The organism is Desulfovibrio sp. JY (genome assembly GCA_021730285.1).
Classification (GTDB): Bacteria; Desulfobacterota; Desulfovibrionia; order Desulfovibrionales; family Desulfovibrionaceae; genus Solidesulfovibrio.
The window spans coordinates 2,315,211-2,338,822 of record CP082962.1; the positions used below are offsets into that span (position 1 = coordinate 2,315,211).

28 protein-coding genes and 1 other RNA gene are annotated in these 23,612 nt (G+C 62.3%); 4 read left to right on the forward strand and 25 right to left on the reverse strand.

The window, feature by feature from the left end; genetic code table 11:
- Positions 1-341 precede the first annotated feature (341 nt).
- The 22 genes from K9F62_10385 to K9F62_10490 all read right to left on the reverse strand — a co-directional run bounded on the left by K9F62_10385 (position 342) and on the right by K9F62_10490 (position 11,169).
- Positions 342-524, reverse strand: a complete 183-nt coding sequence (locus K9F62_10385; GenBank protein UJX43050.1) for a hypothetical protein — start codon at positions 522-524, stop codon at positions 342-344.
- Positions 525-534: 10 nt separating this feature from the next.
- The gene (locus K9F62_10390) at positions 535-978 is read right to left on the reverse strand and encodes a hypothetical protein (GenBank protein UJX43051.1); all 444 of its coding nucleotides are present in this window, start codon (positions 976-978) and stop codon (positions 535-537) included.
- Positions 979-989: 11 nt separating this feature from the next.
- On the reverse strand, positions 990-1,442 hold the full coding sequence (locus tag K9F62_10395) for a thermonuclease family protein (GenBank protein UJX43052.1): 453 nt from the start codon (positions 1,440-1,442) through the stop codon (positions 990-992).
- 548 nt (positions 1,443-1,990) lie between these two features.
- On the reverse strand, positions 1,991-2,368 hold the full coding sequence (locus K9F62_10400; protein ID UJX43053.1) for a hypothetical protein: 378 nt from the start codon (positions 2,366-2,368) through the stop codon (positions 1,991-1,993).
- A complete protein-coding gene (locus tag K9F62_10405; protein UJX43054.1) occupies positions 2,347-2,817 on the reverse strand; it encodes a hypothetical protein in 471 nt (156 codons plus the stop codon). Before K9F62_10405 ends, K9F62_10400 begins: the two co-directional genes overlap by 22 nt.
- Positions 2,818-2,855: 38 nt before the next feature.
- A complete protein-coding gene (locus tag K9F62_10410) occupies positions 2,856-3,275 on the reverse strand; it encodes a hypothetical protein (protein ID UJX43055.1) in 420 nt (139 codons plus the stop codon).
- Entirely contained in the window at positions 3,253-3,750 is a 498-nt protein-coding gene (locus K9F62_10415) for a regulatory protein GemA (protein ID UJX43056.1), read from the reverse strand. The genes K9F62_10410 and K9F62_10415 overlap by 23 nt, the downstream gene beginning before the upstream one ends.
- A complete protein-coding gene (locus K9F62_10420; protein ID UJX43057.1) occupies positions 3,747-4,007 on the reverse strand; it encodes a hypothetical protein in 261 nt (86 codons plus the stop codon). Before K9F62_10420 ends, K9F62_10415 begins: the two co-directional genes overlap by 4 nt.
- Entirely contained in the window at positions 4,004-4,201 is a 198-nt protein-coding gene (locus tag K9F62_10425; GenBank protein ID UJX43058.1) for a hypothetical protein, read from the reverse strand. Before K9F62_10425 ends, K9F62_10420 begins: the two co-directional genes overlap by 4 nt.
- A 2-nt stretch (positions 4,202-4,203) precedes the next feature.
- On the reverse strand, positions 4,204-4,419 hold the full coding sequence (locus K9F62_10430; GenBank protein ID UJX43059.1) for a hypothetical protein: 216 nt from the start codon (positions 4,417-4,419) through the stop codon (positions 4,204-4,206).
- A 42-nt stretch (positions 4,420-4,461) separates the two neighbouring features.
- An RNA gene (locus K9F62_10435) (hammerhead ribozyme type II) lies at positions 4,462-4,526 on the reverse strand.
- Positions 4,527-4,529: 3 nt separating this feature from the next.
- Positions 4,530-4,718 (reverse strand): hypothetical protein, encoded by a 189-nt coding sequence (locus K9F62_10440; GenBank protein UJX43060.1) that lies wholly within the window; start codon positions 4,716-4,718, stop codon positions 4,530-4,532.
- 4 nt (positions 4,719-4,722) lie between these two features.
- Entirely contained in the window at positions 4,723-4,998 is a 276-nt protein-coding gene (locus K9F62_10445; GenBank protein ID UJX43061.1) for a hypothetical protein, read from the reverse strand.
- A gap of 12 nt (positions 4,999-5,010) precedes the next feature.
- A complete protein-coding gene (locus tag K9F62_10450; GenBank protein UJX43062.1) occupies positions 5,011-5,631 on the reverse strand; it encodes a DUF3164 family protein in 621 nt (206 codons plus the stop codon).
- Positions 5,628-5,813: a hypothetical protein gene (locus K9F62_10455; GenBank protein ID UJX43063.1), complete on the reverse strand. Its 186-nt coding sequence runs from the start codon at positions 5,811-5,813 to the stop codon at positions 5,628-5,630. Before K9F62_10455 ends, K9F62_10450 begins: the two co-directional genes overlap by 4 nt.
- A gap of 3 nt (positions 5,814-5,816) precedes the next feature.
- Entirely contained in the window at positions 5,817-6,284 is a 468-nt protein-coding gene (locus K9F62_10460) for a hypothetical protein (protein UJX43064.1), read from the reverse strand.
- Positions 6,281-6,883, reverse strand: a complete 603-nt coding sequence (locus K9F62_10465) for a hypothetical protein (GenBank protein UJX43065.1) — start codon at positions 6,881-6,883, stop codon at positions 6,281-6,283. Before K9F62_10465 ends, K9F62_10460 begins: the two co-directional genes overlap by 4 nt.
- On the reverse strand, positions 6,880-7,638 hold the full coding sequence (locus K9F62_10470) for an ATP-binding protein (GenBank protein ID UJX43066.1): 759 nt from the start codon (positions 7,636-7,638) through the stop codon (positions 6,880-6,882). Before K9F62_10470 ends, K9F62_10465 begins: the two co-directional genes overlap by 4 nt.
- Positions 7,639-7,702: 64 nt before the next feature.
- On the reverse strand, positions 7,703-9,781 hold the full coding sequence (locus K9F62_10475; GenBank protein UJX43067.1) for a DDE-type integrase/transposase/recombinase: 2,079 nt from the start codon (positions 9,779-9,781) through the stop codon (positions 7,703-7,705).
- A 449-nt stretch (positions 9,782-10,230) separates the two neighbouring features.
- Entirely contained in the window at positions 10,231-10,560 is a 330-nt protein-coding gene (locus K9F62_10480) for a hypothetical protein (protein UJX43068.1), read from the reverse strand.
- Positions 10,557-10,760 carry a helix-turn-helix transcriptional regulator gene (locus K9F62_10485; GenBank protein ID UJX43069.1) on the reverse strand — a complete coding sequence of 68 codons (204 nt, stop codon included), beginning with the start codon at positions 10,758-10,760 and terminating at the stop codon, positions 10,557-10,559. The genes K9F62_10480 and K9F62_10485 overlap by 4 nt, the downstream gene beginning before the upstream one ends.
- Positions 10,750-11,169: a hypothetical protein gene (locus K9F62_10490; protein ID UJX43070.1), complete on the reverse strand. Its 420-nt coding sequence runs from the start codon at positions 11,167-11,169 to the stop codon at positions 10,750-10,752. Before K9F62_10490 ends, K9F62_10485 begins: the two co-directional genes overlap by 11 nt.
- Before the next feature lie 207 nt (positions 11,170-11,376).
- Between K9F62_10490 and K9F62_10495 the strand changes: the two genes are divergently transcribed.
- The 4 genes from K9F62_10495 (at position 11,377) to K9F62_10510 (ending at position 18,821) form a co-directional block, all read left to right on the forward strand.
- Positions 11,377-12,165 (forward strand): helix-turn-helix domain-containing protein, encoded by a 789-nt coding sequence (locus K9F62_10495; protein UJX43071.1) that lies wholly within the window; start codon positions 11,377-11,379, stop codon positions 12,163-12,165.
- Between the two features lie 14 nt (positions 12,166-12,179).
- The gene (locus tag K9F62_10500; GenBank protein ID UJX43072.1) at positions 12,180-12,362 is read left to right on the forward strand and encodes a hypothetical protein; all 183 of its coding nucleotides are present in this window, start codon (positions 12,180-12,182) and stop codon (positions 12,360-12,362) included.
- A 1,640-nt stretch (positions 12,363-14,002) separates the two neighbouring features.
- The gene (locus K9F62_10505; protein UJX43073.1) at positions 14,003-18,268 is read left to right on the forward strand and encodes an autotransporter domain-containing protein; all 4,266 of its coding nucleotides are present in this window, start codon (positions 14,003-14,005) and stop codon (positions 18,266-18,268) included.
- Between the two features lie 55 nt (positions 18,269-18,323).
- Positions 18,324-18,821 (forward strand): OmpH family outer membrane protein, encoded by a 498-nt coding sequence (locus K9F62_10510; GenBank protein ID UJX43074.1) that lies wholly within the window; start codon positions 18,324-18,326, stop codon positions 18,819-18,821.
- A 365-nt stretch (positions 18,822-19,186) separates the two neighbouring features.
- Here K9F62_10510 and amrB read toward each other — a convergent pair whose 3' ends face one another.
- The 3 genes from amrB to K9F62_10525 form a co-directional block, all read right to left on the reverse strand.
- The gene (gene amrB, locus K9F62_10515; protein ID UJX43075.1) at positions 19,187-20,827 is read right to left on the reverse strand and encodes an AmmeMemoRadiSam system protein B; all 1,641 of its coding nucleotides are present in this window, start codon (positions 20,825-20,827) and stop codon (positions 19,187-19,189) included.
- 78 nt (positions 20,828-20,905) lie between these two features.
- Positions 20,906-23,215, reverse strand: a complete 2,310-nt coding sequence (locus K9F62_10520) for a DUF3160 domain-containing protein (protein ID UJX43076.1) — start codon at positions 23,213-23,215, stop codon at positions 20,906-20,908.
- A gap of 93 nt (positions 23,216-23,308) precedes the next feature.
- Positions 23,309-23,608, reverse strand: coding sequence for a hypothetical protein (locus K9F62_10525; protein UJX43077.1), 300 nt, complete (start codon positions 23,606-23,608; stop codon positions 23,309-23,311).
- Positions 23,609-23,612 lie beyond the last annotated feature (4 nt).

The following is a 23,612-nucleotide window of genomic DNA, read 5'->3' on the forward strand; positions in this document are numbered from 1 at the left end:
TCGCGGGCGGCGGACAGCGAATCCACAATGGTGTCAAAATCGATGGAAACTGGCATATTCGTTCCTTTCTTTATCTTCCGGCTCCCGATAGGATATCTGTGCTACCTTCAACCCAAACCGGGAGGCGGAAGAAATGTCTTACGAATATCTATCTCCGTGCGTTCGAGGCAATGATGCCAAGGACATCTCAGAGAAATTGAATGCCGAACTTGCAAATCTTGCACGGGATGGATGGGAGGTTGTGCAACTTGTCCCCCTCACATTTGAACCACGCTTTCGGGAAATAAGCTCCAACCCACAAATACCCATGCCTCCTGCTCTAGATTCCTTCCAAACCACGACTATTCAAATTCTTCTGAGGCGACCTGTTTCCGAGTACAAAGGGCTTTTTCAAGGGTGTGATTTGTCATAAGGGCTGTATCAACAGTATACACCGGGGCGGTCAGCAGTCGTCTGACCGCCTTCATCTCTCTCAGGATCGCGTTCTGCACGGCCATGTGCTGCTCGAACTGCTCGGGCGTCATAGCAAGCCTCCTATTGTCCAGCCGCGCTCGTCACGGCCAGGGCCTGCACCGCGTCGGCCACCTCGCCGATGGCGCTTCGGGCCTTGGTCCAGAGCGTCAGGGCGTTTCCGAAGTTTCCGGCCTTGGCCGCCGCCTCAACGTCCGCCACCAGCCCCCGCGCCTTATCCAGCGCCTGTTCGACGACTTCCGCCGCATGGGGCGCGACGCTCGCCAGGGCGGCCAGCTTGTCCCGCAGCCCCGACACCGACGCCCACAGCCAGGTCAAGCCGGAATCCAGGCGCGCGGCAGTCGTGTCCGTCGCGGCCTCGGTTGTCGCCGTGTCCGGCCCCAGCGTGGACGCCTGGGGCGACGCGCCCGACGTCGAGCCCATGCCGCCAATCGTGCCCAGGCCGGAGCATCCGGCCAGCATCGCGGCCACACACACCACCACCAACAGTCCGATTATGCATCGCATAAGACGGCTCCTCACCAGGGCGCGCGGCCCTGGCCGTTGTAGGGTTTGGCCAGTCCGCGCCGGACCATTTCCGTGGCCACGTCGCGCGTCTCGCCGTCGATTTGGGCCTCGATGCCGGCCAGCAGCCGACAGTTTCCGTCGCGGCGCACGTCGCGCAGCACAACCGAGATGCCGGGCGGCAGGCGCGACGCCAGCCAGTCCCGGGCCAGCTCTGCCTGGGCACGGACGGAGGGACGGGGATCATGGATTTTTGGCAAGACGAGGCCGGCCACACGGACCTGGATCGGCGAGATGACCGCCGGCCAGGACGGCACGGAAACGATCACGGTACCATCGTCGCGGACGTAGCCCACCACAGCCGGGACATTGTCGGCGTTGACCCGCTCTCCGGCGGCGATCCGGGGAGACCAGACCGCCGCCAGGAGCAGGCACGCAAGTATGGAGGAGGCAACACGTCGCATCATGGCGACGGGTTTAGCGGGATCGATGCAGGGGGGCGGGGCGGACAACTGTCCGACCCAATCGAGGGGAGGCGAGTATGGCCCATTTGCCCCAGGTCGGGGCAAGGCGTCAAGAGAGAGGACGCCTCATAAAAACCAAACGGCCCGCCAGTTTCCCGGCGGGCCGTTTGTGTTTATTCACAATGTCTTATTCTGGACGAGGTATGCCTTGTGCTTTGTATGGGTCAAAATATGGATCAAATGGCATTTCCTTTCGAGCATGTTTGGAAAATGAACCGTGGGACTGATTTGTGTCTGGTTGTTGATGTTGCGTGTCGTCAACCCAAACAAATCCTCGTGATTGCATGCATTGTTTAAATTGAGACTCTGCTATTGATCGTGTAAGATAGCCTGCCCCCTTGGCCTGCATATTAGCCATATACTGGCAGTCATAACTTTTTTGCATTGCCTCTTGGCGAGGCATTGATCCGTAGTCCCAATGCCCATGCGCGCACCCACCCAGCGCCACACAGCAGATACATAATAAAATACATTTGTTCATAATACGTCCCCTACTGTTTCCTTTCCGTCCCCGGCGCGGGCGTTGCCGGCCCCGCCGCATCACCCTCCAGGCCTATCTCCGCCACCAGCCGCGACAGCGCCAACAGCGACAACCGCCCCTTGGCAAGGTGCTGGATGCCGGCCCGAACCTCGGCCTCGGGCATGTTCGGCACGCGGCGCACATAGGCGTCGAGCGACTCGCCAAGCGCACCCATCTGGCGCAGGATCGGTACGGCTTCCTTCAAAAAATCCGCGCATGACCGCATCAGCGCCAGCCGCAACACGTGCGTGGCCATATCCGGTCCCGCCGGCTTTTGCGCAGCTGCTGCCCCTTGCGCGGTCGGACGCGGCTTCCAGGCCGGCGCTCTCATCTTGCGTTTCTTGCCCATGCCACACCCTCATAGCGTTCCAGATCATCTACCAGCACCGGCTCCCGCCGGCCAACCAAAAACACCTGCCAGCGTCCGTCCAACCCCTGCATTGGGTCCGTCATAACCACAACAGCCTCATACAATGCCGCGCCGTCATCGCCACGGCCAAGCAACAGCCGCCGCCGGTCGCCGCGTCCGACATCCGGCCGGGGATCGTCCTGGCGCTGCGCCGGGACGCCAGAAAGCTTTTCACTCATTTCCATCAGCAAAACAAACAGTTCCGCATACGTCAAAAAAACGTATTTCTGGTTGGCCGAGCGCCACCAGCTGCGGCCGACCCGAACGCGGTATTGGCCGTCGAGGCGCTCGCCGCCCGGGAACAGCCGCGCCGGGAACAGTTCAATGGCCACCCGGCTGGTGGGGCTTTCGATGGTGATACGTCCCTCGGGCTTGCGCTTATCGGCCATTTGCGTCCTCATGCGCGCACAATACGCGTCATTTTCCATCAGAACAGGTTGTACTGATCGTCGCGGCCGTTTCCGGCCCCGTACTCGTTTTTGTGGCGGCGCACCGTGCGCGCATCGACTCCAGCCAGCCGCGCAACGCGCTGGCCCGAAACCCCTTGCGCCAGCCCTTCGCGGATGGCCCGGGCCACGGCTGCCTTGTTGCCGGAGAGCGGCCCGAGCGGCACCTCGAATTTCCCGCCGCCGCAACGCCGGGCGATAACCCGCGCGGCCTCCCAGCCGCAGGCGACCACCAGCCAGTTATCGTCCGTCAGCCGCTCAGGGCGCGGGAAATAGGTCTGCGTGCCGCCCTTGGCCTCGGCCACGCGATAGGCGGCCAGCTGCCCGGCCGCGTTGGCAATGTCAGCCAGGATACCCGGCCAAATGAGCCCGTCTGCGTCAAAAGGGCGAGTGGCCGACATGTTTACCGCCTTCTTTGGCAGTTAACCGTTCCCGCTTCTCCCGGGCCAGCTTTCCCAGGCGCTTGTCCAGCGCCGCGATCACGGCGCGCAGCTGCTGGGGCGTGGCCCACTCCAGGCGCATGACGCCCGACTGCCGCTTGAGGATGCCTACGGCGTAGCTCCACGGCACGTGCCGACCTTCGGTCTGGCCAAGCGCGGTCAGCAGCGCCCCGATCTTGGCGATCATGGGCTCGCGCGCCTTGGCGCTGTCGGACGGCTTGGGATCGCCTTTCTTTTTGGCGACAAAGCCATGTTTGGTAAGGTGTCCGAGCAGATCGTCGAGCTGCTTGGGGGACAGCTTGGCCGAGGACTCCACGCCGTAGAGGTTTTCGAGCATGGCGCGGTAGGTGCCGTCGTCCATGCCCAGGTCTTTCTTGGCGATGTGGATTTTGGCCAGCATGGCCCGGCGGCCGGCGGCGGAGGTGGTGGTGCTCATCGCGTTTTCCCCTTCGTCGTTTTGGCCGGCTGGCGGATCACGACGATGGCGTCGTCCTTCACAAGGCCCGCCTTGGCCGGGATGCGGCACACACGGTCGCAACCGGGACAGACCGGGCCATGCGACGCCATCCAGACGCGATACGTTCCGGGCCGCTTGCACGGCTTGTAGCCGGGTTCGGCCTCGACGACCGTATGGCCGGGCTGACGGGAGACGACATGCAACCAGTAGGTATACTCGCCCAATCGTTCGGTCATTCGGCGTCTCCTGCAAGGTGCTCAGACACTGCCCCTTGAATATCGTCCAGGTGCTCCATGGCCTCGCTCACGAGGGTGTCGATGTAGTTGTCCTCGCCACCCCAGATGTTGGCGATGCCTTCCAACTGTTCACGGATCGCTTTGATTTTCCGCCGCGTCTTGGCTGCCGCACGTTTTGGCGTCCATGCTTGCATGGCTATCCCTCCTGGCCGTCGCCGAGGCACAGCAGGGCGCATGCAGCGTCGCCCTGAATGACCCGAAATTCCGTGACGAGCGCGGGCAAAGCCTTGAGCCTTTCCGCCACATGGCCGTCGCCCAGGATCACGTCGATCAAGTGGCGAGCCTCGGCAACATGCTTTTCGATATGCTCAAGCCGCTGCAAGGGTTGATGGGTCAAGAGTTGTTCGAACATGTTGTCCTCTGTCACCATGTTACATCTACCCACTGCATTCCCCTTTGGCTGCTCATCAGGCCGGACGCGCCACCGTCCGACGACCGCCCCGCAGGGCGGTTTCGCAAGGATTATTCCGACACTGCATCCAGTATGATTTCGATAGCGTTCAACGACAGCCCGGCCGCATGCAGGCCCTCCTGGTTTTCTTCCAGAAACCGCGCCAACGCCGTCAGCTCAATATCGCTCAGGCACAACAGGCAGCCGAGGCACATTCTGTTCGGCTGGGCCTCGCAATAGTCCTCATTGCATGCGCCCATGGCCCTAGACCGTCCCGGCCATGACACGTCTGGCCTGGGTCACGTAGCCGGCCGGGAGTGCGCCGCATGCGCCGGCCTTCTTGATGAGCGCCGAGAGCTGCTCGGCTTTCGTCTTCCAGTTCCGCGCCTCGATCTCGGCGACGACCATAAAGCGAGGGGGTGGGCAGGCCTCTATCTCGTAGGAGCCGCAGCAGACGCACACCTTGGCCTCGGACTGGCCTTCGTCATGCGCGACCTCGGACCCGACGTGGCCGCAGTTGATGCAACGATACCAACTCATGGCAGACCTCCTTTACAGTGCCGCCAGATCGAGGGGGATGGGCTCATACTTCCCATCGCTGTCGCGGCGCTTATAGACCCGCAAATACGCCTTGGAGCCGGACACCTGGATGCTGTCGGAGATGGCTTTCATGGCTTGCAGCCAATCGGGGTCGGAGATGTCCAGGCTGCGCAGACCGAGGATGCGGCCAACATTCACACGGCCTTCACGGTCTACGTCAAATGCGCTGTTCACCAGGGCCTTGATGTTGTTGTTGCTTCCCTCGGACCACCGGGTGATGCACTGATCAATCAGGTTTTTGGCCGCTTGCAGGCGTTCATCAAACACGAGATTCTCGGAAATCTGACGCTGTACCAGATAGCGACCATCGAAGGACACCAGCCGGACATTGCCCTTTTTCCCTCCTATGGGAGCCTCGTACTTTTCCGCAGAGAGGTCCGCGAACGCTTCGACGTCTCCCATGGCCTTATCCCGGAAACGCTTCATGTCGCCTTGAAGCCTTTCCGCCATTCCCACCAGTTCCATAACCAGATCATTCCGGGCCATATCCACCGGCTTGACTTTGTCCACAGGGATCAAATGCCCCTGGCCATTCTCCATGTATCCGTCAGGGATGTTGGCGCTCACTGTCATTCCTCCTTGGCCGCCAGCGCGGGCACCATGCCGGCCATGGCGGTTTCTAGTTCCTCGGCCGTGTCAGCCGCGTCCGTCAGCTCCTCGCGGGCCATCTGGATGAGCCCCCATTGTTCCTCGGTCACCAGCCCGGCCAGCACGCCCAGGCCGTTGCGCACGTTGCGGATTTTGCTACCCAGCATGGCTCAATCTCCCGCATTTCGCGCCGCGTCGCGCGGCATTTGAGTTTGTCCCGCTGCCGCCTGCCGGCAGACTTTGATCTTCCCGGCGCGGCCAGCCGCCGGATGTCCCGATCCAGTCCCTTCATGATTGGCCTCCCGGTGCGGACAAACCCGACACTCGCGGTACAGCCGCACAAACGTTGGATTGACGGCCGTCCACGGCCGCGCCTGATGCTCCCGGCAGGTCTCGACGCTGATCTCGCCAACTACCGGGCAGACCACCCGCCGCGTCATGAGTGTCTCGCGCACGCGGCGCGCCATGGCGGCCGTGTCGCCGTAAGTGCCCCCAAGCACCCTGGACACGGCCGCCGGGGAGACGCCCAGGCGAGCGGCCACAGCCCGTCCGGACGTGGCGTCGCAGGCGGCGGCCATGGCGGCCAGCCAATCCGGGATGTCTCCCCAGGCCAGCGTCACCTTTTCGATGGCGCTCATTTGGCCCGTTCCTCGACCGGCTCGGTCTCACACATGATCTCGCCTGTGTTGGGGTCCAACAGCCGGCGGATGCGCTGGATTTGCGGCGCGCGAGGCCCACGGCGCATGGCCGGGACGATGGCCCAGCGACCGGCCCCGGAGGAGCGCAGGTAGCCGGCTCGGGCAAGCCAGTCGACGTAATACTGGGCTTCATGCGGGGAGACGGGAGCCTCGGGCAGAGACGCGGTCGAAGCCAAATCCCGAATCGAGAAGTCTTTCAGGATGGGCATGATCCGCCACATCCGTTGGCGTCCGGTGGGGGGGATCAGCGTGCCGTTTTTCCGAACCCTCGGAGCTTCGAGCCCCATGGCCACGGGGACGACGGTATATTCCGCGCGGGGAAAGGCCCCAGCGTTGCCAAGCGGGGTCGGCTTACTCCCTGTTTTGGCCACGATGCCGGCCTTAACGAGCGCCTGGACGTAATCGTCCACGGAACCCCTCTTCAGCCGTGTCTGCTTGGCCAGATCATCCACGGTAAATGTCCGGTTTTCCCGCATCGCATCCCAAATCAGGTCGCGTCCGGTGAGTCCCGGGGGCACATGGACGGCTTGTCTGCTCATCGCAGCCCCCGTCGCATCGGGGCCTTGCCCGTAAACAGTTCCCGGGAGCCCCAGGCCGCGCGGTCCATGATCTCCAGGCCGTCAGCCAATCCCTCGGCCTGGATGCGCTCCAGATTCACGCAAATGCGCCGTACCGACCCTTGGGCACTTTCAACCACCAGGGCCAGCAGATCGTCCGCCACACGCACCCTGTCGCAGTACATGGCGCGTAACGTCTTGGCGTCTTCGATGTCCGCCGGCTGGGCTGGCACCCAATGCATGATCCGGCCGTGAAATCGTTCCCACGCCTCGAGCTTCCCCGGGAGCCGCTCCTCGCCGATGATGAGGATCGTTCCCTGGGAGCTTTCGAAGAGGTCTTTGACGATCTCGACCGCGTTTTTGTCCACGAGGTAATCCATCTCGTCGACGATGAGCGGCCGTCCGGCGGACAGCTCCTCGGCGGCCTGATCCACCATGCCGTAGATAGTCCTGGCCGGCTCCTTGCTGCCTTTTGGGCGGATATTCATGGTCTTGAGGACGGCCTGCAAAAAGGCTTTTTTGGTCCAAGAGGACCGGCACTCGACGTAATAGGCGTCTGTCCTGGTCGCCACGTAAGCTGCGGCCGTCGACTTGCCGTAGCCGGATGGCCCGTACATGCACACGATGCCCGGCAGATGGGACGGACGGTTTTTAGCCGCCTGCAATGCCTCCAGACACCGCTGCACATTGAGCAACGGGGCGGGGCCGCCATTGACAGGTTGTCCATGTTGCGTCATTTTTCGATCTCCCTGCTTTGATTTCACTTGGAAGCCTGCCGGTTGCAACGGCAGGCTTCTGCTTTTACTGGCCGGCCTCGGCGAGTTGCGGGAAGAACTCACGCATCTGCCGTTCGGCCAGAAATTTTGGCGTTTTCTGATAGCTTTCCCACCACTTCCGGTCTTTTTCGGGGACATCCTGCCCGGCCGTGATGGCGGCATCGACCGCAAGCCAGCGGTTGTAGCGCTGGCGTTCGGTATGCGCCTCGGGCATTGCATGGACGGTCGCCTTCTCCCTGGCCATGTCCTCGACCAGGGCGGCGCGCGCGGCCAATTCGTCGGCCGTCGGCTCGTGCGGCGTGGGCGCGTCCCCGGCCCGGGCGGCGAGGCCAGCCTCTTTGAGCATCGGGGTTTCGTGGGGGACGGTGGGCTTGGGCAGGTGCGAGAGCTTGCCGGCCTGCTCCACGGCATGCTCCACGACCTCGCGGTAGACGTCGGCCGCGCCGACCTTGCGCGAGGCCGCCCTCATGGCCGCCTTTTCCTCGGCGCGCACCTTTTTGTAGACACGGGTGCGGGCCAAGGCGGCTTCGCATCTGGAGATACCCGTCAGCAGCGGGCAGACGGCCCGGCACAGGTATTCCATGCCGCCGTCCTCGTCCTGTTGATCGTGGGGAAGGAACACGTGGACCGCGCCCCAATCGGCACTATCTTCAAGGCACAACACCTGCCGGCCCTCGTGGCCGCCAAGTTCCGGGGCTGTGTAGTGGTAGCGGCCGATCTCGAGGCCCTTTTTACGGACGGGGCGGTAGCCGTCTCCCTTCTTGCCCGGCACAGGCGAGAGCAACACGTCCAGGGCGCGTTCGTCGCTGATCCGCCGAATCGGCTCGGACCATTCCGCCGCCTTTTGCCAGGGCGTCAGACCGTCCATCCCCTCGCCGGAGTGCGGCTCGTGGGCATAGATGGCATCGGTCCACTCGTCGCAAAATTTTTGGAGCGCGTCAGGGGAGAGGAGCAGCTCGGGCGGCGTATCCAGATCGCCATGATGCAGGCCCTTGGCCAGTCGCACGGCAAACGCCTTGCGGTCCTCGATGGCCTTGCGCTCGGCCACGCTGTGCCCGATATAACCGGGTAAATCCTCGAAAACGCCTCGAAGAAACGTGCCGAAGACACGCTCGACGAACGGCTTGTGCTCCGGGGTGAACGGCGGGGCGACTTCACGTTTGATGTTCAGGGCCAGGGCCAGCCGCACCATGTGCTTGCTGACATAATCCGAGCCGTTGTCCGTCACGAGGGTTTCGACCTGCCCCCAATCCAGCAGGCAACGGCGCAGGCATGAGGCCACGGCGGCAGTGCTGGACGATCGCGAAACCAGAAACTTGACCCGGCGCGTGTAAACGTCGATGCAGGCGACAATGATGTGGCGGGACTTCTTCTTTCCGTCCCAAAGCATGATGTCGCCTTTGGTGCTGTCCATCTCCCAGCGCTGGTTCGGGTGGTCGATGCCTTCGTAACGGCTGCCCGTGGCCGGCTGATACCGGGATCGGCAGGCGTCAGGGCTGGTAATATCCAGCATGAGACGGGGATTGTTTTTGCGAAACGTCCGCAACCAATCCTGCACCATCTTTTGCGTGATGCCAGCGGCCGGAAACCGCGTCGAAATACCCTTCAGCACGCGCTTTGCAGTGATGGTCGGACGCTCGTACAGTTCGCCCTTGATGAACTCGGCGATTTCCGGGTTCTGGTCGATCTTGCCCGTGCCCTTACGGTGGCCGTAGTCGCCGGCCAGCCGCGAAATTCCTTCCCTGGTGACGGCTTTTTGCCAGTTGCCTATGCTTGTCGCGCAGACCTTAGGCAGCACGGCGCGGACTGTAGCGTCGATTTCGATTTCCCCGGTGCGGTACTGCACGGCGAAGACGTGGCGGGCGGTTGAGGCCGGGAGACCCGAAGAGAGGAGGAACGCATCGAAAGCGGCGAGGAGCGTGGCCCGGGCCTCGGCGCGAAGCCGGTCCTTGCCGGCGAGCCGGGTAAATTTTGCCAGCCCTTCCTGGCGCGCGGCATCGGCCACGGCCTGGGCGGACTCCTCTTCGAGCCGGAGCTTGAGCCCTTCCATCCGCCCGGCGGCGGCCGCTTCCGAGGCGGCGACGTTCCCTAAGGCTTGGCGCACGTCGGCAGGGAGTGAGGCGAGCGGGTAAAGCCGCCGTTTACCGCCACGGCCGCGCCCTTTCTCTTCAACGTAAGGCCAATCCTTGTCGTAGATGACCCGCGTCGAAACCCCGAGCGCTTTCGCTATATTCTCTGCCGTAACCCTGTCTTCCATCGCCGTTACCGCCTGCCTTGCCGCCTTGTAAGTGTTCCGCGTCCCCTGATAGGATCGCCGTTACATGTTTCCACAACCGTCAACCCACACAGGAGACGCGGAAATGTCTGACGCCGAAAAGAAAGGGAAAAAGTTGGCACAGGACTTAAAAGCCAAACTAACTAAAGAAATTGAAACTTTTCTTGATAAGCCAGAGAGCCGCCAATATGTGATCGGGGAAGCAGTCATATCTTTAATGGAGGAAGGGATGCCTATTAGCAAAGAATCGCTAAAAGAGTGGATTGAAGTGCGCATCTCTATTTCATCCCCTGGGTTTGGCAAAACGCGACTGGAGCATCTTCTCGATTGGATAGAATCGCTGCCAACCCCCAAAACAACATAACCTTTATGCGGAACCACTCCTGTTCGCTAAGTCCCAGCTGGTCGACCAGACCAAGGAGAGCTGTCTTCTGGTCGTCGACCGGCTGGAGGATCAGGCGGTAGGCAAGTTCCAGCCCCATAATCATATGGTCCTGTCCGTTGCCGTTCTCCTTGAAATACACTTCAAGCTCGGCTTGCGTGGGTGGAGTCTCGCAAAGGAAGAATTCCGCCCCGTCTTCAATGATCACTTCGCCAAGTGCCATCACGCCGCCTCCTTCTTTCCTTCTCCCAAGTACTTCGCCGGACACCCTTGCCCAAGGAACCAGTCCCGGATCACCAGTGCTTTCTTCTTGCCGGCCAAAAAATGGTACACATAGGACTGATGCACACCCGCGCCATCCGCCACGTCCTGGACACTGAGTCCCCGCTTGAGCATCCATATTTTGATCGACCGCTTACGCACCATTGATCCGCTCCCACAGTTCACGCTTCTTGCGGCCGCGCCGCCGCTCCTCGACCACCACCTTGCCCAGCTCGTAGACGGCCGCCTCGGCCGGAGACAGCACCACGTGGCCGGCCGGGCAGGCGGCCGCCAAAATGCGGCTGTCGCCCAGGATCACGGTCAACGCGGCGACGTATTCAACGGGCAGGTGCCGCTCGCCGGCCTTGCTCTCGGCCGTCCAACTGTTGATATGATGGATGCTGATCTGGTCGCCTGTTAACCGGGATAGCTCCCCGGCGACGTATTCCCGGGACAGGCCGGATGCGGACAAGGCTTCGCGCAGGGCCTCATAGACGGCCTCGCGGCAGCGCAGGCTGCCGGCCGCCATGTTGGCCGTGGGCAGGCTGGCCAGGGGCAGGGTGAGCTGCACCATGGTTCCGCCTAAATTTCGTTTCGCCTTAGCCATTGCCCGTCCCGTGATTCTCGACTAGAAATCGGGGAAAGCGGTCATATTTTGTGACCGCTTTAAGGCATGTCTAATGTCAAAGTCTTATGTGGTCAAGGTAAAAATTTACTTCGTAGAAGCTTTTGACCACATTTTGCGGCAAATGTTTACAACTATTTAACATCATTTAAGTTTATGCCGTCACAAGTAAAAACCAACACTTCGCAGAACGCTTCGCAGAACATCCCAGGTTCTACGAAGTCTTTTGAGGCAAAGTTTGCCAGGGTCATGGAAGCATGCGGGGCGTCAAACGATTCTGAATTAGCCAGAATATTAAATATTACGCCCCCATCCGTAGGGACTGCACGAAAAAGACGTAAAATACCGAGCGGATGGGTTGAAAAAATAGCTGAAACTTTTGACGTTTCAGCGGATTGGCTGTTTTTTGGGAAGGGGCTGAAGCAGAGCGACAACGCCCAAACTGCGCCCGCTGAAGCGCAAAACGCCTGCCTCATCCCACCGGGAGAGCCCCAGTGGATGAGCCCGGAAGCCGCGCCAGCTATGGGATATTCGCTTATCCCCAAGGTAAAGGCCCGTCTGTGTGCGGGTACAGGGAGTCTGGAGACGGAAGGTGAGGTGATCGGGTATTATGCTTTCAAAACCGACTTCCTCAGGCGGAAGGGACGCCCGAAGAAGATGGTTTTGATGGATATAACAGGCGACAGCATGTCTCCTGTCTTGATGGACCGTGATTCAGTCTTGATTGATGAAAGCCAGAATGAGATTATTGCAGGCGGTATTTTCGCGGTAGGGATAGACAGCGAGGTTTACGTCAAATACCTGGACAAAATCCCTGGCAAGCTCATTTTGCGCAGCAAGAACACTGAGTATCATCCAATTGAAGTTGATATGAACGGGGAGCTTTCAGATTCCGTGCGCGTCATCGGCCGCATCGTTTGGAGTTGCCGCGAATATGTGAGATAAAAAAGGAGATTTCCATGCTTCCAGACATCGGGCTTATGGTTGGCCTTTACATTATCACAAAAATGCTTGTCTTGATTAAGGACAACAATTCCAAACTGGTTAAAGTATTTGCCGTAATTACTATCCTCGTAGCCATAATCGGATCGCTGGATTTGTTTCTTGTCGGGACATCGGGGAAGTTCGCTGGCCTCAAGTAGTTCAAAACTATGCGTCGCAAGCGCGACGTTTGACCAAATCTAAGCGTCGTCGGCCGCGATCGCGTTTCCAGGTCCCCGACGGCGCTTGACACCCCGGATTCCCCCACGGCCCGGGGCTCCCCGTCCCATCATATCCCACGTCCTCCCGGCATATCCCGGATCACTCCCCCTTCAAAACTAAGTGTCGGGGCACAGCTGCGTCGAATCGGCTCTCTTGCCGATGCCCACAATACTGCCATAAGCCTGTTTTTTTGGCGGTGGACCGGCAGCCATACGGGCAGTCAGCCCCCTCTTCCTCCTGCTTCCCCTGCTTCGGTGTCCCAACCCGTTGCCCCTGCGGCCCGGAGAGGCAGGGTAACCGCCATAACGGCCCTCCCGGGGCACGGATGACGCGCTCTGCCGGAAGCGGGAAGGCCGCGTTCATGGCCAAACCTTCCCGGTTTTCGTCCTCGATCACACCAAGCAGGCGATAGCTACGCCCTTCCTCCCACGGGGCACTTCTTTTGGCATCGACCTTGCTGATGCCCGGAAACAAGACATTGAAGCCGCTTTGACCGCCGTCGCCGGATCCCTTTGTCTTCGACCCGGAGACAGGCCAGTCCCGCGTTCCCTTCAAGGGCACGGAGTCGTGCGACGAGGACCTGAAGTCCGTGGAAAGCGGCAACATCACGGCCTCGGCGATCTGCCTGTCATGCGCATCGAGCTGTGGCGCTTTTCGAGCCATGTCCCGAAAAACGTCAGCGTGCCGGCGACGGCGTTGCCGCAGGCCACTACGACCGGCTGCGCGTACGGCATTTGCCAAAACGCATCCTGATCCCAACGTTGCAGTAATACTACATTTAACGAAAAAACGACGATAACGTGCAATTTATAAGGAGTTTTGTGTAATGAGTAGGCGTTATTGCATATTATCGAAGAAAGAAAAGCGGAAAAATATTCGAAAGTTATCTATTGTGTGTAAATGTAGTATCATTTTTATGATTTTATGCACTGCATTGCAGCTGTTGCAATGTGTTGCTACAGCAGAAACATACAGCCCTAGCGATTTGGGTACGCTTGAAGGTAATATAAGTACAGCAAAAGACGGAGATATTATTGATCTGAAGAACCTTGCCGATCAAACAAATTCACTGATAAGTGCGCTCGCTATTGGAACTTCAGGCAGTGTAACTCTGCAAAACACAAATGCAAAAGATGTAACTCTTGCTATCGGCGATGATACCATTCTCACCGAGAGTGATAATGTTATTACTCTGTCAAATTATACGAAGTTAACCCTGGGAGGGAACACAGACAAGGGGAATATTGTGTTAACCGCCTCGGGCTCGAGTAATTATGTGATTAATATCTCCAGTATGAACGCGGCGCTGAGCTCCATAGGCAAGAATGTCACCCTCTCCGTCGATTCGCACTTCCCGGCATACGGTATTCGCGCTACTTATGGCATCAGCATCGACGGGGGGGTCTCCGGCTCCATCACCGCCACGGGGACCGGGAGTGGTGGCACCGCGTACGGCATATACGCTTTGGCAGGCGGGGTCAGCATCGACTCCATCGCCGACACGGGCCAAATCCAGGCCAAGGGGGCCCTCCAAGCTGCCGGACTCAGTGGGGCTAGCGGAGTAACCATCACGCAGGATATGGCCGGCTCCATCACCGCCACGGTGACCGAGAAAGGCAGCAGCGCGTACGGCATGCTCGCTGCTGGCGGCGCGATCAGCATCGGCGGGGGGCTCTCCGGCTCCATCACCGCCACGGCGACCGGGGATGGTGGCCGCGCGTACGGACTTAAAAATGATGCCGGCAGCATCAGCATTTCCGGGCCGCTCTCCGGCTCCATCATCGCCACGGCGACCGGAAGTAGCGGCAGAGCGTACGGCGTTAGCACTCCTTCCGGCGACTTCAGCATTTCCGGGCCGCTCTCCGGCTCCATCACCGCCACGGCGACCGGAAGTAGCGGCACCGCGTACGGCATATACACTTCGGGAAGCGTCAGCATCGACTCCATCGCCGGCACGGGCCGAATCCTGGCCGAGGGGGCCGCGGACGCTGTCGGACTCAATGGGGCTAGCGGAGTAACCATCACGCACGATATGGCCGGCTCCATCATCGCCACGGCGACCGGAAGTAGCGGCAGCGCGTACGGCATGCTCGCTTATGGCCACGCGATCAGCATCGGCGGGCCGCTCTCCGGCTCCATCACCGCCACGGTGACCGGGGATGGTGGCCACGCGTACGGCGTTGCCATTTCTTCTATCGGCGACATCAGCATTTCCGGGCCGCTCTCCGGCTCCATCACCGCCACGGCGACCGGGGATGGTGGCCGCGCGTACGGCGTTAACACTTCTTCCGGCGACATCAGCATTTCCGGGCCGCTCTCCGGCTCCATCACCGCCATGACGACCGGGGCGGGCGGCGCCGCGCGCGGCATTTATAGCAGTAAGAGTCTCACGAACGGCTCGGGTGGCGCGCTGGTCATCTCCAGCACAGGTTCCGTTTCAGCCATATCCGACGGCATGGCCACAGCCGTTCTCTCCCACGGCCAGCTCCTGTTGACCGTCGAGGGAAAGCTCTCCGCCACGAACACCAGCGGCCACGTCTTCGACAGTGGTTACGCCATCCAATCCAGTTCAGGCAACGACGGCGTCACCTTGGCCGATGGGGCCACGATCATCGGCCGCATCGACCTGGGCTCCGGCAATGACAGCGACACCCTGAAGTTGCTCGGGACCCCGAATGCCGATACGAATATTCCCTTGATAAGCGGCGTCGAAACACTCGACGTCGGCGACGGGACAACGGCCACCAACTGGTCTCTCGCGCCGACAAGCGCAAGCTCTTTTACGACGACAACCATTTATACCAACGCCGCCCTCACCATCAACAGCAACGTCTCCCTCGGCGCGTTGACCCTCGACGGCGGTATGCTCCGTCCATCCGAAGACATGACCTATTCGGGGGACGTGGCGCTCTCTGTGAAAAATGGCACCTTCGACACCAACGGATACGCCATGACGCTTGCCGGCGTCGTCTCCGGTTCCGGCGCCTTGACCAAGACAGGATCGGGCACTCTGACGCTTGCCGGCACCAACACCTACACCGGGGCCACCAACATCAACGGGGGCACGCTGAGCATTTCCTCGGCGGCCAACCTGCAAGACACGAGCGGCATCACCCTTGACGGCGGCACGCTTCAGGCCACGAACACGCTGGCGCTTGACAAGTCGATCGCCTTGGGCGCCAGCGGCGGCACCTTTGCAGTCGGCAACGGCAGCGACACCCTGACGCTTGCCGGCGTGGTCTCCGGTTCCGGCGCCTTGACCAAGACAGGATCGGGCACTCTGACGCTTGCCGGCACCAACACCTACACCGGGGCCACCAACATCAACGGCGGCACGCTGAGCATTTCCTCGGCGGCCAACCTGCAAGGCACGAGCGGCATCACCCTTGACGGCGGCACGCTTCAGGCCACGAACACGCTGGAGCTTGGCAAGTCGATCGCCTTGGGCGCGAGCGGCGGCACCTTTGCAGTCGCCAACAGCAGCGACACCCTGACCCTTTCCGGCGCGATCACCGACGCCGTGCCGGGAACCGCCGGCTCCCTGACCAAGACCGGGGCCGGGACGCTCAAGCTCACCAACACCGGCAACACCTACTCCGGCCCGACCTTCATCAACCAGGGCACGCTGCAAGCCGGGGCGGTAAACGCCTTTTCCCCGAACTCCGTGGTGGTCCTGGCCAATGCCGCCGGGGCGACGTTGGACCTCAATAATTACGATCAGGTCATCGCCGGCCTTTCCGGCGGCGGATCGAACGGCGGCAACGTCTCCCTCGGCTCGGCCACCCTGACCGTGAACCAGGCCATCGACACCACCTACGCCGGCGTCATCTCCGGCACAGGCTCGCTCAAAAAGTCCGGTTCCGGCACCCTGACCCTCACCGGAACCAACACCTACACGGGCGGCACCCTCTTCGCCGGCGGCACGATAGCGGTCGCCAGCGACGCCAACCTCGGCGACGCCTCGGGCAGCCTCACCTTCGACGGCGGCACGCTCAAGACCACCAACGACTTTGCAATCTCCCGGGACATCGAGGCCGCGAGCACCGGCACGCTGGACAACGGCGGCAACAGCGTCAGCCTGCAAGGGAGCCTGACCGGCTCCGGCGCGCTGACCCTGGCCGGCTCCGGCACGGTCACCCTGGACACGGGCTTCGACGCCTCCACGTCCACCGGCACGGTCATCGTGGCCAACGGAACCACCCTCGCCGGCGTCGGCAAGCTGCACAACCTGACCGTCAACGGCATCATCTCGCCGGGCCATTCCCCCGGCACCATCACCGTCGGCGGCGACTTCACCCTGGGCTCGACCGGCACCTACGTGTGCCAGGTCAGCGCCTCCGGAGACTCCGACCTGATCAACGTGACCGGCAAGGCGACGCTCTCCGGCACACTCACCGTCGTGGCCGTCGACACCACCTACACCAGCGGCACGAGCTGGAACATACTCCAGGCTTCCTCCGTCAGCGGCACCTATTCCAACGTGACCTATGCCGGGACGCCGCAAAACTGGGTTTTCGTGCCGGGTGTCTCAGGCACCGGCGCCACACTGACCCTGACGCGCCAGTCCTACTCGACAGCGTCTTCAAGCTCGCAATCCTCCTCGACCGGCTCCGCCCTGGACGCCGCGGCCTACACCGCCACCGGCGAGATGGCCTCGCTTATTACGGTATTGGACAACTCCTACGGCCTGGCCGACGCGTCCTGGAGCAGCGCGCAAACCCTCGCCAGCGCGATCAGGTCCACGACGCAAAACGCCCTGACCGACTATTCGCTCAATGTCCTCAGCGCCGAGGTCTACGACGCGTTTTCCCGGAATGTGTTCGCGGCCGGCCGGCTTCTGACCGCCGCCCAGCGCTCCGGGCTGCACGAAGGCGAGGACGGCGTGGGCCAGGGTTTCGCCAACCCCCTGGAAATCGGGCCGTCGACGCTCGCCTCCCAAAACAACCAGTACGGCCTGGCCCTGGGGCTCGATACCGCCGGCGTCGGCGCGTCGTCCCTGTCCCTCGGACGCCTGGGGGTCTTTATCAAGCCGCTGGGCATGCGGGCCTTCCAGCAAGGCTCCTCGAACCGGACCGGCTACTCCGCCGTTTCCGGCGGCATCACCGGCGGCCTGCTCTACCGCCCCTCCTCGAAGCTGACCCTGGCCCTGGCCCCCGGGTTCGTCACCCAGTCCATCAGCGTCCACAGCGAAGGCGGCGGCCAGGGGACGGTCAACGACTGGAGCCTGGGGCTTTTAGCCGCCTACAGGAGCGGCCCCTGGCACGCCGACGCCGGGGTGCGCGGCGCGTACAACACGTTTCGGTCCTCGCGCTCCCTGCCGTTGCCAATGGGGTCGTACACGGCCAAGGGGAACTGGGATGGCTGGAACGTGGATGTCAGCGCCGGCGGCGGTTACGACTTCACGGCCGGGGATTATACCTTCGGCCCGCTGGCGGCGGTGTCCTGGCAACGGTTGCATGAAAACGGCTTTGCCGAGACGGGGGCGGGCACGCTTGGCCAAAGCATTCGTCCCCGCAACACCGAGGCCCTCAATACGGTGCTTGGGGCGCGTCTGGCCCGGACCTTCGAGACGTCGGCCGGGGATGTGACGCCGGAGGTACGCCTGGGCTGGAGCGCGCAGTGGCTTGACGCATCGCAAAACATCACGGCCTCGTTCATTGGCGCGTCGGGGTCGACGTATCAGGTCAAAAGCGCGGATCATGCCTACAATTCGGCTCTGGTCGACATCGGGGTGAGTATGCGCGTGTCACCGTCGCTGACGGCCACGACCCGTGCCGGCGTGGAGCTCTTCCGTCCCGGCTACGAGTCCCAGGCCGCAAGCGTCGGGCTCAAATATTCCTTTTGACCGCCGGCTGGCGGCCTGGTTCGATGGCAATGCACTCTCAATAAAGGATGTCTTCATGCGGTTTGGTCTTTTTCCCCTGTTGTTTCTTGGCCTCATGCTGTGCTCCACAGGTTGTCAAATGGGTTCGGGCAAGCCGACCATGGCGGTGATCAATACGCGGCAAGTCATCACCAAGTGCAATGCCGGCATAAACGCGTCCGAGCAGGTGCGGAAGAAATTCGCCCCGCGCCAGGCGGCCTTGAAAATCCAGGAAGAGGCCATCGCGAAGATCAAGGCCGCTCCGGGGTTAAGCGATCCGAAGACCGGAAAGCAGGCGGAACTTGAAAAGCTTGTGCGCCAGTATGTGGTGGACGCCCAAGCGCTGCGCAAGGATGTCGGCGAGGAGGAATCCACGGCGTTTAAACCCATTGTGGACAGGATCAACAAGGTGCTTGCCGACTACGCCAAGGAGAATGGTTTGCTCTCCGTGCAGGATAAAAACGGCTTCGCCTTCATTGATCCGAGGATCGATATCACCGATGCGATCATAAAAAAGGTCGATGCAGCGAAATAGTTTTCTGCCCCAGGACATGAAGAATGCTTATGGCTTCCCAAGATGATCATACTGGGCGGCCATAAGCATTCCTTTCGAGAAACCGCAGCGAGAAAGAACGCCACGTCCGTGCTGGTCCTGATTGCCTCCTTCGCAACATTGTCTCTCCTTTCGTACCGCCAAGATCGCCGGGTTTCGAGAACGGCCCAAGGCAACGCCATGCCATTTCACGGGTAACGATTTCTTTTTCTGAATCCCCCCAATGGTCGCCTTCCTCTCGCCAGAAGCGCCGGGCGTCGTTATGAAAACGGCGCTCCGGGCGGCCAAGGCGTTTATCGCGGGGCATCGGCCACGTCCGGGAGGTGGGACAGGCCTCTTCAGGCGGGTCAGGGGCGCAGTCCCAGTTTCCGGTAGAGATTGCCGATGGGCAGACGGCGCAGGGCGTAGGTGCCTTGGGGGAAGAAACGGACTTCGAGGAGCGCGCCGTCGGCGTCGGGGCGGGACTGGTCGAAGAGGAAGTTGCCCAGGGACCAGGCCTGGCAGGCATTGGCGTCGCAGGTGAGCGGCCAGGCGTGATGCGGGTGGCAACCGATGACGCATTGGGTCCCTGCCGCAGTCAGGGCCTTGGCCAGGGCCAGGACCCGTGGGTCGGGGCCGCGGGCGAATTCCTCGCCCCAATGAATCATGGCGAAAAGCGGCTTGGGCGGCGTGGGGGGGATCAGCCGGTTGATGGCGGCCCGGGTCAGCAGGTTGCGGCGTCTGGGGTCGGCATTGTCCAGGTCGGTCAGGGCGGCCAGGCGAAACGGACCGAGATCCGTGGTCTGGCCGGCCAGGACGGGGATGATGCCGCTGCGGCGCAAGGTTCGGGCCATGCGGCGCAGGGCGCCTGGGCCCAGGTCATTGGCGTGGTTGTTGGCCAGTACGGCGACCGTGACGCCAAGATCGCGCAGCAGGCGCACGGTGTCGGCCCGGGGCATGCACAGGGTATAGGGGCCGGGATGGGCTGGGCAGCGGCGGGAGAGCACGCCTTCCAGATTGACGATCAGCGGCGCGCCGCCTGTACGTGCGCGCACCCGGCGGACGAGTTCCGCGCGTTTGCCGGGGCGGGCCAGCAGTTTGGCCATGAAGCGGCCAAAAAAGGCGTCGCCGGTGAAAATGAACCGGTCGGGGCCGGGCAGGGGAGCGTCCGTCGGGCCGTAGTACTGCACCATGTAGCTGGTGGAGCGGGTCACGGGCGTGGCGGCGTAGGCTTGGCTGTTGCGGTTGGCCACGGTGGCGGGGGCGGCATGATGGACGTCCCGTTGCAGGGCGCGTTGGAGAAAAAGCGCGCCCAGGCAATCCACATGGCGCGGCTGGCTGAGGGTCAGGAGCTTTGCCGGATCGGGATCGGCCAGGAGGCGCAGGGTCTGCTGGTCCATGCGGGCGGCCTCTGCCGGCGTCAGGTCGTGTGAGAAGTCCGTGCTTTGAACGAGCAGGGTGTGGGCGTCAAGCAACGGCGTCAGGGCCTTGGCCAGGGTTCTCCATTGTTTTGGGGACGCCGAGGCCCGGATGGCCACGGCCACAAGGCGGGCCCTCGGAAAGTGGTGGGCTAGAAACGGGGTCAGGGCCTGGACGCCGTGCTCGTGGGAAAAAAGATTGGAGGCGCCCACCAGAGGGCAGGCCAGCAACCGGTCCGTGGCCTTTCTGTCCAGGGCCACGGGGCCCAGCGCGGTTTGGAAGTCCCGCACGGGCACGGCAAAGGGCGTGGCCGAGCGGTGGAAGTGGTCCGGGCACAGGATGATCACTCGGTGGTAGCGTTGCCCGCGCAGGCGCGAGAAGGCGTCGGCGATGAGGTCGGCGGCCAGGAGGTGATGGGGTACGGTGAGGCCGGTGACGCGCCAGGGAATGGCCGGGGTCGGCTTTCGGGCCAGGGCCGCCCGGAAAAGTCCCGGCTCCGGGTACAGGGCGGGAAAAGGCGGCGCGGCCTGGGCCGTGGCGGCGGCCAGCAGCCAGAGCGCCACTCCCCAGCCCAAAGATATCTTGAACACCCCCGACGACTCCTTTCCTCGTGCCCGTAAGGACGGCCGGGAGGGCCGGAAAATCCCCCCGGCCGCCGGGCGTCCCGCCTATTGTGTGTCCAAGCCCTTGTACCACGCGTTTTTTGCGGGCACGCGCGGCGGTTTGGCGTAGGCGTCGCCCCGCCAGGCCTCATCGGTGAGGCGGCCTTCGCTTATGGGGCGGGCGAACTCGTAATGGTTGTAGGCCGTGCCCACGGTGAGCCTTGGGCTGTGCTCGTTGCCCACCAGCACGAGCATGACATAGGGCATGCCCGTGGCCTCGTAGAGCGCCTGCCCGGTGACGGCGTCGGTGTGGATGTCGGCGGTCAGGCCGCTTTTGCACTGGTCGCTGCAGAGGACGACCGATCCGAAGGGCGCGGCCATGAAACCCAGGTCCTGGGTACGCAACCTTTCGTATTCTTTCTCGGAAATAGGCTGGTTGGCCATCTCCTTGGCCGCCAGGGAGGCGTAGAAGGCCAGAAGGTCGTTGAACCTGCCCAGGCGTCCATACTCCTCCAGTTCATCGGGGAGCAGCTTGTAGTGGGCGAATCCGGCTTTGGCCGTGCCGAGGAGCTTGACCATGGCCGCCCAGAAGTCCGGGGCCGGTTCCACGAAGCCCCTGGGCACCGGGGGCGGCGTGCCCTCGTCCTCGCCGTCGCCGCACTCGGCATAGTTCTGCTTGGCGTACAGCACGGTGGCGTGCTTGAGTTCGGTGTAGGAGCCAAGGATGGTTTCGATGCGCTTGGCCGGGAAGGGCGGACTTTGCATGTAGGCCGGCCAGCCCGGTCCGTGGCGGGTCTTGAGGGTGGACAGGACGTGGAGCCAGGCCGCGGCCAGGCTTTCATCCCAGCTCTTTTCCGGCAGGCCGGCCAGTCCCTTGGCCGTGGCGTCCATCCGTCCCAGGAAGGCGGTCACCTCGTCCGGGGAAAAATCCTGGCCCGGACCGGCCAGAAAGGCGGCGGTGAACTCCCGGGCCGTGGCGTTGCCCAGGGCCGCCGGCACGAACAGGGCCGAAGGCATGGAGGGCAGGCGGACGTCGGTTTGTTCCTGGCCGGCGGTCAGGCGGGACAGGATCCAGGCGTCCGGGGAAAAACGCTGGCCGAACAGGCGGAAGTTTTTGAGCTGGGCGAGCATGGCCTCCTTGGTGGTCTTGGGGATGGAGGGATCGACCAGGATGTCGGACAGGATGCGCGGCTCGGGCAACTCGCCGAGACGGCCGGCGAGCCTTCCCAGCACATCCGGGTTCACGGCGTCGGCCAGGGACAGCTTCTTTTGCCCCAGCACCTTGAGGGCGAATGCGCGCAGGGTCTCGTAATCGGTGTCGTCGGGCATGCCGGCGAAAAAGCCGGTGACGTCCATCAGGCGTTTCCAGGAGGCGGACAGCGGTTTGCCGTCCTTGCCCGGCTCGGCCAGAAGCCCCGTGACGATCAGGGCGTCGGACAGGCCGGCGGGCGTGCCAAGCGGCCAGCCCATGCGGCCCAGGAACATCATGGCCCGGAAGTAGCCGCGCAGTTGCGAGTTTTTGGCGTAATGCCCCCGGGGCTTGTACTGGGTGTAGTCGGCCTTGATCGTGCCTTCGGGATCGTAGCTGCGAAAAAGCGGCGACGGCTCCATACCCTCGGCCGCGTAGATGCGCCGCAGTTCGGTTTGGAGGGCGGCCAGGGTTTGGGGCGAGAACGGCTTGGACAGGACGGCCAGGCGCTTTAGGGCGGCGGTGGGCGTGTCGGCCTTGTCGGGCACTTCCTCATCCCCGTACACGGGCATTTCGCCGGGCTTGGGGGGCGCTTTCGCCTTGACGTTTTCCAGCAGCACCAGGGGCACGGTGAGCTGGGCGGCCACGGTTTCCAGGTGGTCGGCCAACGCGCCGGAAGCGGTTTTCCTGTGGGTCAGGGCCCGGTCCCGCAAAGCGGCCACGAACCGGGTCAGCAGCGGGGCCAGCTCCTTTTTTTCCAGATACTCCAAGACGTTTTCGAAATATTTGCCCATGGCGTGGAGCACCACGTCCGGCCCCACGAACTTGGTGTTCTCCGGTTTGCGCTCAAGGGGCGAACCGTCGCCGCCGACAACGTCGAACATGCCGAGCATCTCGTCATAGCCGTTGAGGCAGTACGGGTCGGTATCGCCACCATCCTGGCCGAAGCGGGTGTCGCGCTTGGGCACCAGGAGGAATTTGTTGGCATCGAGGAAGCGTTTTTGGTCCGGGGTCAGGTTGATTTTGAGAAAGGAAAGCACCGCCTGGGCATTCCTGGCGTTTTCCAGGGAGGGAAGCGTCTCCTCCATGGCCGGTTTGGCCGGGCCCCCCTGGGCGGCGGCCAATCCGGGCAGGGCAACCAGAGACAGAACAAGCGCCAACAGCGGCAATGGACTTCGGTGGGACATGGTGCCTCCGGTCTCGCAATCGTGCGCGCTACGGTTTCTTCGAACATCCGGAATGCAAAGGGGACGTTTCCCCGGTGGGGGCATTCTGCATATCTATCGCAAAGGATATCCACTTCCAAGTAGGCGTGCGCCGCTTTTGTCGAGCATATCCAGCAGGTACAATCCGCCAAGAACCAGGGTTGCGGCCAGGCAGCAGCCCGCCAGATACAATCCCGCGCGACGCTTCCGCAAAAAATATCCCCAGAGACACCAGCACCAAAAAACTCCGGCCATGATGCAAAAGAGCAGGAGCGCATTTCCTTGCCGGGTCACCAGCAATACGCCCATGAACCAGAACTCGCATACCGCCGCAAGACACAGCGCCACGAGGCTCAAGGTGTAGTGGTAGTGCATGGAC